This is a genomic window from Sneathiella sp., from assembly GCF_047631475.1.
Classification (GTDB): Bacteria; Pseudomonadota; Alphaproteobacteria; order Sneathiellales; family Sneathiellaceae; genus Sneathiella.
The window spans coordinates 1-9841 of record NZ_JBLHZT010000069.1 but is presented as its reverse complement, the minus strand read 5'-3'; the positions used below and the strand labels follow the sequence as shown (position 1 = coordinate 9841).

9 protein-coding genes and 1 pseudogene are annotated in these 9841 nt (G+C 49.6%); 5 read left to right on the top strand and 5 right to left on the bottom strand.

Annotated features, from left to right (window positions below; all coding sequences use genetic code 11):
- The 5 genes and pseudogenes from ACJAYR_RS17555 to gatC all read right to left on the bottom strand — a co-directional run.
- Positions 1 to 959 (bottom strand): annotated as a pseudogene (locus ACJAYR_RS17555) (hypothetical protein); the annotation flags it as partial.
- 21 nt (positions 960 to 980) lie between these two features.
- Positions 981 to 1331, bottom strand: a complete 351-nt coding sequence (locus tag ACJAYR_RS17550) for a hypothetical protein (protein ID WP_415237802.1) — start codon at positions 1329 to 1331, stop codon at positions 981 to 983.
- Between the two features lie 376 nt (positions 1332 to 1707).
- Positions 1708 to 3162, bottom strand: coding sequence for an Asp-tRNA(Asn)/Glu-tRNA(Gln) amidotransferase subunit GatB (gene gatB / locus ACJAYR_RS17545; protein ID WP_415237801.1), 1455 nt, complete (start codon positions 3160 to 3162; stop codon positions 1708 to 1710).
- 1 nt (position 3163) lies between these two features.
- Positions 3164 to 4642 carry an Asp-tRNA(Asn)/Glu-tRNA(Gln) amidotransferase subunit GatA gene (gene gatA, locus ACJAYR_RS17540; RefSeq protein WP_415237800.1) on the bottom strand — a complete coding sequence of 493 codons (1479 nt, stop codon included), beginning with the start codon at positions 4640 to 4642 and terminating at the stop codon, positions 3164 to 3166.
- Positions 4642 to 4929 (bottom strand): Asp-tRNA(Asn)/Glu-tRNA(Gln) amidotransferase subunit GatC, encoded by a 288-nt coding sequence (gene gatC, locus ACJAYR_RS17535; RefSeq protein ID WP_169544831.1) that lies wholly within the window; start codon positions 4927 to 4929, stop codon positions 4642 to 4644. The genes gatA and gatC overlap by 1 nt, the downstream gene beginning before the upstream one ends.
- A 108-nt stretch (positions 4930 to 5037) precedes the next feature.
- On the opposite strand from gatC, the gene ruvX reads away from it, so the two are divergent.
- From ruvX to dprA, 5 genes are all read left to right on the top strand, one after another.
- Positions 5038 to 5496: a Holliday junction resolvase RuvX gene (ruvX, locus tag ACJAYR_RS17530; protein WP_169544830.1), complete on the top strand. Its 459-nt coding sequence runs from the start codon at positions 5038 to 5040 to the stop codon at positions 5494 to 5496.
- 234 nt (positions 5497 to 5730) lie between these two features.
- The gene (locus ACJAYR_RS17525) at positions 5731 to 6681 is read left to right on the top strand and encodes an aspartate carbamoyltransferase catalytic subunit (RefSeq protein ID WP_415237799.1); all 951 of its coding nucleotides are present in this window, start codon (positions 5731 to 5733) and stop codon (positions 6679 to 6681) included.
- Positions 6678 to 7982 carry a dihydroorotase gene (pyrC, locus tag ACJAYR_RS17520; RefSeq protein WP_415237798.1) on the top strand — a complete coding sequence of 435 codons (1305 nt, stop codon included), beginning with the start codon at positions 6678 to 6680 and terminating at the stop codon, positions 7980 to 7982. Before ACJAYR_RS17525 ends, pyrC begins: the two co-directional genes overlap by 4 nt.
- Positions 7982 to 8629: a glycerol-3-phosphate 1-O-acyltransferase PlsY gene (gene plsY / locus ACJAYR_RS17515; RefSeq protein ID WP_415237797.1), complete on the top strand. Its 648-nt coding sequence runs from the start codon at positions 7982 to 7984 to the stop codon at positions 8627 to 8629. Before pyrC ends, plsY begins: the two co-directional genes overlap by 1 nt.
- 74 nt (positions 8630 to 8703) lie before the next feature.
- A complete protein-coding gene (gene dprA, locus ACJAYR_RS17510) occupies positions 8704 to 9825 on the top strand; it encodes a DNA-processing protein DprA (protein ID WP_415237796.1) in 1122 nt (373 codons plus the stop codon).
- Positions 9826 to 9841: the final 16 nt, after the last annotated feature.

The window sequence follows — 9841 nt, the reverse complement described above, 5'->3', positions numbered from 1 at the left end:
ACATGACTTGAACGGTTCACCTGAGACGAAATCTCCTGAATAGAGGCACTTAACTGTTCTGCCGCAGAACTGACCGATTGAACATTACCAGACATCGCATCTGTCATGGTTACCGTCTCGCCTGCCTTGCCTTTCACATTGTCAGAAGCATGCTGCATGTTGCCGGCCAAATCCGTCAGGTTTTTGGAATTGGAAACAAGTTTCAGAACCAGATTTCCAACAGATTCTTCAAACTCCCGGGCAACTGCCTGACGCTCCGCCTGGCGGCGCGCTAACGCCGCATCCGAGGCTTCCTGTTTTTCAGCGTTCAGGCGTTCTGCTTCCGCCTGTAACTCACGAACATGAACTTCAGATTGTTTCGCAGCCTCACTCGCATCAACGGCTCTTTGTTTTTCCGCATCCGCAACGGCTTTTGCAGCCTCAGCCGCCTCTACAGATTGCGCGGACGCATCAAAAGCCTGAACCAGTTTAAAAGTAAGTGACGTCAACACAGCAGACTCAAAGACAACAATTACCGCATGCAGAACGACCCGACCGAAATCTGCACCTTCCGGAAACACCGCTGCGGGCAACGCAAAATTAAGAATCAAGTGATGCAAAGCAATCGTCACGGTCGCGACGATAATCGACTTCCAACAACATAGAACCGAAATAACAGCCAAAGAGGCAAAGAAATACATGTGAATGTCGATTTGCCAGGGATGCCCTTTGAAGACATAAACCAGCAACCCGACCTGAACGATATATCCAACACTCACGGCATATCGAAAATTGGCACTGGCCCCGCCCATCAAGAGCAAGGCGGTTGGTATAGCGGCAAATAAAGCCGCACCAAGTGTAGCACCCATCCAGTCCGCACCGATCATCATTGCAGAAACAACAATGACAGGAACATGGATCCACAAAAGAATTGCAATATTTTTCGAAATTGACTGCCGTAATTGATCAAGAGCGTTCATAAGATATGTCTCACTTGCGAATTAAGTCTTACTTTTTTTAAAGAAACCACACCCACCATTGGCTAAGGCGCTCATCGTAAACCACGCCCCTACTGTCACAATACTCTCAACAGAAAAGCTTTTTTCAGGGCGGACAATAACGATGTTTTCGAAAAACCCTGTTCTCACAAAACTCACAGGCAATGCCGCAAGTCTTTGGGAGATTTCTGTTAAAGAAACCGATGGTGGGAAAATTATAGCAAGGTCCGATGTCTCATCATCCGAGGACATTTGAAGGGCAGCCAATAGGATAAAACTTGAAACAAGGAGCGCGGCGACAAGGGTGAATGACCCCTTTTGATTGGCACACTGCTGATTGTTCTTCAAACCCATAAACATCCACCATTACTTTTTAGAGGTGAATTATATCGGGCAGCAGATTAATAAGCGGTAAATACGCCGAAATTTTTACAGATCGAAAAAATCCAGATTAAATTGATCACGATCAATGCTGCATATGCGAAATATCGATAAATGATGTCTCTATCATCAATTATTGGAAAATTCCGGCAGTATTTTTTTAGGGAACGTTGTGATGGCTCTTAAAAACCGTTTTAAATCAGTTAGTACATCTTTTAGCAAATATACAGATACCGCTGCGATTTTTATCTTTCCAGCGATTATGCTGATTTGGGCCGTAAGTTCCTACCAATAATATTTTGCAACGCAGCAAACAAAAAAGGCGGAGCATTTGCTCCGCCTTTTTTTATTATCCATCCAGTTTTGGCTTCAGGATTTTATTGACCACACCTGGGTTGGCTTTCCCGCCTGTGGCCTTCATAACCTGCCCCATAAAGAAACCAAGCAGCTTATCCTTACCACCACGATATTCTTCAAGCTTGTCAGGGTTTGCTGCTATCACCTCGTCAATGGCCGCCTCAATAGCGCCCGTATCAGAGACCTGCTTCAGACCTTTTTCTTCGACAATATCCGCTGCCGCCTTACCGCTATCGAACATTTCTTCAAAAACTTCTTTAGCGATCCGATTGGAAATCGTGCCATCCTTGATCAAGTCAATCAGCTTACCCAGAGCCTCTGCCGAGACCGGGCTATCTGAGAGGCTTTTGCCTGTTCGGTTCAGATTACCGAACAATTCACCAATTACCCAGTTTGCAGAAAGCTTTGCATCCCGGCCCTCAGCAACGGCTTCAAAGTAATCCGCAACCTCTTTTTCAGCAACCAGCACACCCGCATCATAGGCGGTCAGACCAAGTTCATCGATGAACCGAGCCTTTTTGTCATCCGGCAGTTCAGGCAACTGGCTTTTGATCTTCTCGACAAAAGCATCATCAAATTCCAGAGGCAACAGATCCGGGTCAGGGAAGTACCGATAGTCATGGGCTTCTTCCTTTGACCGCATCGAGCGTGTTTCGCCCTTTACACTGTCATAAAGACGGGTTTCCTGATCGATCGTGCCGCCCGCTTCTAGAATATCAACCTGTCGATTGGCTTCGTAGACAATCGCCTGCTGAATAAAGCGGAGAGAATTGATATTTTTCATTTCACAGCGGGTCCCGAATGGATCACCAGGCTTGCGAACAGACACATTCACGTCCGCCCGCATGGACCCTTCTTCCATATTGCCGTCACAGGTTCCCAAGTAGCGAAGAATACTCCGTAATTTTTTAACATAGGCCGCGGCTTCTTCTGGAGAACGGATATCAGGTTCCGAAACAATTTCCATCAAAGCCACGCCTGACCGATTTAAATCGACAAGTGTATTCGTTGGATGCTGATCATGAATACTTTTACCCGCATCCTGTTCAAGATGCAGACGGGTAATACCAATTTCCTTGGTTGATCCGTCTTTAAGATCAATTAGCATCTTTCCTTCACCGACAATCGGCTGCAGATACTGACTGATCTGATACCCTTGTGGAAGGTCCGCGTAAAAGTAGTTTTTCCGATCAAAAACAGAAAATTTATTGATCTGCGCTTTGAGACCCAAACCAGTACGAACCGCCTGTTCCACAGCCATTTCATTGATGACCGGCAACATTCCGGGCATCGCTGCGTCAACGAAGGAAACCTGCGTATTCTGCTCTGCTCCGTATTCAGTGGCTGATCCTGAGAAAAGCTTGGCTTTTGAAGAGACTTGCGCATGCACCTCCAAACCAATAACCACTTCCCAATCGCCCGTAGCGCCTTGAACAATCATACCCATTTTAACCCCTCCACCAATCTGTTGGTGTGGCTGTAAAGCCTGCGGCTTCTTCCATCACGCCGGCGACTTTTAGAACTGTTTCTTCTTCAAAAGGCCGTCCCAAAAGCTGCAATCCCAAAGGCAATCCATCTGAAGAAAGACCAGCAGGAACAGAAATACCGGGCAAGCCCGCCAAACTGGCTGGCACAGTGAACACGTCGTTCAAATACATCTCCAGCGGATCGTCCCCTTTTTCACCAGCTGCAAAAGCGGCACTTGGTGCTGTTGGGGTCAAAATTGCATCAACGGTTTTGTAAGCTTCCTTGAAATCATCAGCAATCCGTGTGCGAACTTTCTGAGCCTTCAGGTAGTAGGCATCATAATAGCCTGCGGACAGAGCATATGTACCAATAAGCAAACGCCGCTGAACTTCGTCTCCGAAGCCTTCGCCGCGTGTCCGCGAATACATGTCCGCCAGATCTTCACCTTCAACCCGAAGACCATACCGAACCCCATCATAGCGGGCCAGATTACTGGACGCTTCGGCCGGGGCGATAATGTAGTAGGCTGGCAGCGCATATTTTGTATGCGGCAGACTGATATCAACAATTTCAGCACCGGCCTCTTTCAACCAGGCAATCCCCTGATCCCAAAGCGCCGCAATTTCTTCAGACATACCGTCCAGGCGATATTCTTTAGGTATACCAATTTTGAGGCCCCGGATATCACCGGTCAACGCTGCTTCAAAGTTTGGAACAGCCATATCAACACTCGTGCTGTCCTTTGGATCAAACCCTGCCATGGCTTCAAGCATAATAGCCGCGTCGCGCACGCTGCGTGTCATTGGACCCGCCTGATCAAGACTGGAGGCAAAGGCCACAACACCCCACCGGGAACACCGTCCATAGGTTGGCTTCATCCCAACAATACCCGTAAAGGCGGCAGGTTGACGAATAGATCCGCCCGTATCGGTACCGGTCGCCGCCATTGCAATTCGGGACGCCACAGCACTTGCAGAACCGCCAGAGGATCCACCCGGCACCAAAGGCTGATCGTCAGTGCTTCGGCGCCACGGGTTGACCACATTGCCGTAATAGCTGGTTTCGTTAGAGGAGCCCATCGCAAACTCGTCCAAATTCACCTTGCCAAGCATGACAGCACCAGCGTTCCATAAATTCTGCGAAACAGTGCTTTCATATTCAGGCTTAAAACCGTCCAAAATATGAGATGCCGCTGTCGTCAAAACGCCTTTCGTACAAAACAGGTCTTTCATGGCAATCGGAATACCTTCCATGATACCCGCTTGACCTTTTGCAATCCGTGCGTCGGACGCTGTCGCAGCGTCAACCGCATGTTCAGGTGTTTCGGTAATAAACGCGTTCAAACCCCGGCCCGCGTCCATCGCTGTAATATGAGCTGCCGTCAGTTCACGAGCGGAAAACTTTCCGCCTTTAAGGCCATCCCGCGCTTCCGCGATTGTCAGTTTTGTTAAATCACTCATTATTCAATCACCTTTGGAACTGCAAAGAAGCCGTCTTCTTTTGCGGGCGCATTTGCAACGACTTGTTCCTGATATCCGCCGTCAGTGATTTCGTCCTGACGCCAGCGCAATTTCATGTCTGCAACAGACGTCATTGGCGGTACATTTTCGGTATCGACTTCTCCAAGCTGCTCAACCCAGCCCAGGATCGCGTTCAGTTCGGCGGCCAGCGGTTCGAGTTTCTCTTCCTCGACCCTGATACGCGCCAAATTTGCTACTTTTGCCACAGTGGCTTTATCAAGCGACATGTGTCACCCTTTGTTGTATAGATGCATAATCTGGAAGGTCGGACCAGATATTACCGTCAAATATAGACAGCAGGCCAGCCCGACAATGGCCGCAAGTTAGCGCAAGCCATGCTCCTCGGCAACCCCAGCTATTTGAAACATTTCATTGCCCTCGATCAGCGCCTTATGGGGTTCGACCCAGGGACTAAAACCATCGGACTTGCATTATCCGATACCGGACTAAAGGTGGCAACCCCTCTCCTGACCATAAAACGCGAAAAATTCAGGGATGATGCGGATAAAATCGGCGCCCTGATAGAGACCCACAATGTTGGTGGTTTTGTGATCGGCCTGCCTCTGAATATGGACGGCAGCGAAGGCCCCAGATGCCAGTCAATCCGCCAGTTTCAAAAGAATTTGGAAGGTTATTTTGACTTACCCTGCTGCTTTTGGGATGAGCGCCTTTCCACTGTCGCGGTCACGAAAACATTACTGGACGCGGATGCCTCTAGAAAGCGACGGGCGGAAGTTGTCGACAAGATGGCCGCTGCCTTTATTCTTCAGGGCGCTTTAGAGTCTATGCGCTAGAAATTACCGGACATTATAATGGTATTCTGGGAAACAAAAAAATTGTCCTGAGCCTTCGACGTCCAATGGATCGCACAATGATTCTTTTTGGACGCCCATGATCGATCGCAACGGCAGGCCAAAGACTTTCCCGCTCGCCCATAGAAGACACATCTTCCTTTACGGGATATTTTTGTTAGGGTCGCAATGGGTTCTTGCTGATCAGACGAAGGATCGCTATACACTATCCTTTTAATGACACATTTAGAAAAAACCAGATTTGCCCATAGGCATTTGCTTGACATAGCACGGCTCAGCGCTGCGGATATCAGCCTGATTCTAGATGTCGCTGATGTTTATGCAGAGCGATCACGTGCCCGCGAAAAGAAGCTTTCCCTTTTACGCGGCATGACTCAAATCAACCTGTTTTTTGAAAACTCAACCCGCACCAGAACTTCGTTCGAATTGGCCGGTCAAAGATTGGGGGCAGACGTCATCAATATGTCGGTCGGCTCCAGTTCGGTAAAAAAGGGGGAAACCCTGATTGACACAGCAATGACGTTGAACGCCATGCGACCGGATATTTTGGTAATCCGTCATTCTGATTCCGGCGCACCGCACCTTCTCAGTCAGAAGGTCGACTGCGCTGTTATCAACGGCGGAGACGGTAGTCATGAGCATCCAACTCAAGCGTTGCTTGATGCTCAGACCATCCGCAATCGCAAAGGACGCCTTGCCGGACTGACTGTTGCAATTTGCGGAGATATTCTGCACAGCCGGGTTGCCCGTTCAAATATCGCCTTGCTCAATATCATGGGGGCCCGGGTCCGCATCGTTGGGCCAACGACCCTGATACCATCGAATGCAAAAACAATGGGCGTCGAAGTCTATCATTCCATGGAAGATGGTCTGAAAGATGCGGATATCGTGATGATGCTCCGATTGCAGACGGAAAGGATGCAAGGAGCCTTCGTCCCGTCCGTCCGCGAATATTTCCACCTGTTTGGTTTGGATAAAGAAAAACTGCGAGTGGCAAAGCCGGATGCGCTTATCATGCATCCCGGCCCAATGAACCGAGGTGTTGAAATCGACTCCGAGATCGCGGACGACCTGCATATCAGTGCAATTTCAGAACAAGTTGAAATGGGTGTTGCTGTTCGAATGGCCTGCCTAGATCTTCTGACACGCAGGGAGGCGGACGAATGAGTGAACCTGTTCATGCGTTAGTAAACGCGCGCCTTCTGGATCCTGCAACAGGGACAGATACCCTTGGCGGCGTTCTTATTCAGGATGGAAAAATTCTGGATTTAGGGCCTCATATTTCAAAAGACACACTTCCTGATGGATGTACCCAGGAAGACTGCAACGGTCACTGCCTCGCTCCTGGTCTTGTGGATGCACATGCCTATCTTTGTGAACCCGGGAAAGAGCACCGCGAAACCATGGCGACAGCCGGGCTTGCCGCCGCGGCAGGCGGAATAACCACGATCAATGCCTTTCCTGCGACAGAGCCCGTGATCGACGATCCATCCCTTGTGGCCATTGTAGCGCGGCGTGCCCGTGACACCTGCCCCGTGAACGTTGTCATTACCGGGGCATTAACACGCGGTCTTCTCGGTGCAGAAATGGCAGAATTGGGGCTGTTGTCAGAAGCTGGTGTTGTCGCATTCAGCGATGGGCAAAAGGCCATTGGTGATGTCAACCTGATGCGCCGGGCCCTTGCCTATTCTACGATGTTTGACAAGCCTGTCATTGTTCATGCGGAAGAACCTCATCTTGCCGGAAGTGGCGTGATGACGGGCGGAAGAACCGCAACCTTCATGGGTTTGAAATCCATCCCAGCCTGCGCCGAAGCCATTATGGTGGAACGGGATATCCGTCTTACGGCCATGACCGGGGCGAAATGGCATGCCGCTCATTTGAGCACAGCTGACGCTATCCGATCCATCGGCCGGGCAAAGGATGAACAGATCAATGTCACTGCGGGAACGGCCCCGCATTATCATGCACTGAACGATTTGGAAGTCGGTGAATACCGCACCTTCGCCCGCGTTTCCCCCCCTTTACGGGAAGAAACAGACCGAATGGCTGTTGTCCAAGGGCTGAAAGACGGCATTTTGGACATTATCTCCTCTCAGCATCTTCCGCAAAGCGCCGATAGTAAACGAGTACCGTTTGCGCAAGCGAAACCGGGCGTCGTTGGGCTGGAAACAATGTTACCGGTCAGTTTGCGGCTTTACCATAATCAGCAACTTGATCTGTTGACACTGCTGCATACCATGACAGTGGCCCCGGCCAAACTTCTTGGCATCGACAAAGGCAGGCTTGAAAAAGGCGCGGATGCAGATCTGTGTCTGTTCGATTTGGGCAAACCTTGGAAAGTGGACGGTCTGAAGCTGAAATCCAAATCCAAAAATACCGCTTTTGATGGTCATTTGCTTCAAGGCAGGGTATTAAAAACCTTTGTTGGCGGCACGGCCGTTTTCACATTTGGGGATGAGAAATAATGCCGGAACCTTTGGGGGATCTGAGTTACACATGGCCATTTTTAGCGGCAATCGTGATCGGGTATATATTCGGATCCATTCCGTTTGGTCTCGTTCTGACAAAAATGGCTGGCCTAGGAGATATTCGAAAAATTGGCTCCGGTAACATCGGAACGACAAACGTTCTTCGGACAGGCAATAAAGGTCTGGCGCTTGCAACCCTCTTACTGGATGGCGGCAAGGGGGCGGTCGTTGTCTTGATTGCCAACATCTACCTTACTCAGGATTATGCTGTTCTGGCTGGTGGGGCAGCTTTTCTGGGTCACCTTTTTCCCGTTTGGCTTAAATTTAAAGGGGGAAAAGGCGTCGCCACCTTTATTGGTGTCATGCTCGCCATTTCCTGGCCCGCCGGTATTGCAGTTGCCCTGACTTGGCTTCTTGTTGCCTTCGCAATGCGCTATTCTTCCTTGTCTGCGTTGGTATCGGCGGCCCTTGCCCCTGTATATATCTATGCCCTTTCCCAAACGCCGTTATTCGGATCTGTTTACTACGGGGATCTGCAACGAATCGAATTAGCCGCATTTATGGCCGTTCTTATTTTCATTCGGCACCACGAAAATATCGGGCGCTTGATAAAAGGCGAAGAATCCAAAATCGGCAAAAAATAATACTTACCAATAACGCGCATTAAATAAGTATTTTTTCAATTGACGCGTTTATCGATTTGCATCACATTTTTCTGATGCAACACAATATTGAACTTTCATTCGCAGAAAAATTAAATTGGTTACGCCTTATTCGATCAGAAAATGTCGGCCCAATTACATTCTTTCAGCTTTTAAACCGATTTGAGAATGCCGGTCGCGCATTGGAAGCGATCCCTGAACTTGCCCGAAACGGCGGCCGCAAAAAACCGATCAGAATTTGTGCGAAGGGCACTGCTGAGCGCGAGTTGGAACAGGTCCTTCAGTATGGAGGGCAAATGATAGGCAGTTGTGAGCCTGACTATCCGCCACTACTCCGCCATATTCCGGATCCCCCGCCCGTGATCAGTTTAAAGGGCCATACTGATCTGCTTGGAAAAAACATGCTGGGTGTTGTTGGGTCCCGAAACGCGTCCGCAGTTGCTCAGAATCTCACCCGTTCCCTGTGCACAAAACTGGGAAATAACGGGTTAGTCATTACATCGGGGCTTGCCCGCGGTATCGACAAAGTCGCCCATGAGGCGTCATTGTCAACAGGAACCGTTGCCGTGGTAGGCGGCGGCCTTGATGTTAAATATCCCCGAGAAAACGCTGAGTTGCAGGCACAAATCGAAAATGGAGGATGCGTGATTGCGGAGCAACCCTTTGGCACCCAGCCACAGGCTCGGCATTTCCCAAGGCGCAACCGCATTATCTCCGGGATGGCACTGGGTATACTCGTTATGGAGGCCACCCCAAAATCAGGGTCATTGATCACAGCAAGAATGGCGGCGGAACAGGGACGCGATGTTTTTGCAGTGCCCGGCTCTCCAATGGATCCGCGCGCAAAAGGAACAAACAATCTGATAAAAAACGGGGCTATTCTTGTGGAAAGTGAGCAAGATATTCTTCAGGAATTATCGGGACTGAAGTCCCGCCCCTTATCGGAACCAGAACAACCCGCCCTGCCCTTTGACAGAAACCTGTCGCCGAATGAACAGACCCTCGATGAAGCCCGCCCTGTTCTCCTCCGTCTTTTAAGTCCGACCCCCATTGATATTGATGCGCTTATAAGGCTTACAGAATTCCCTCCCGGCGTGGTTTTGACGATTTTGCTTGAACTTGAACTAGCAGGCAGAATAGAACGCCATTTTGGAAACAGGGTTTCCTTCGCGAGTTAGTCTCTCTATATATGGC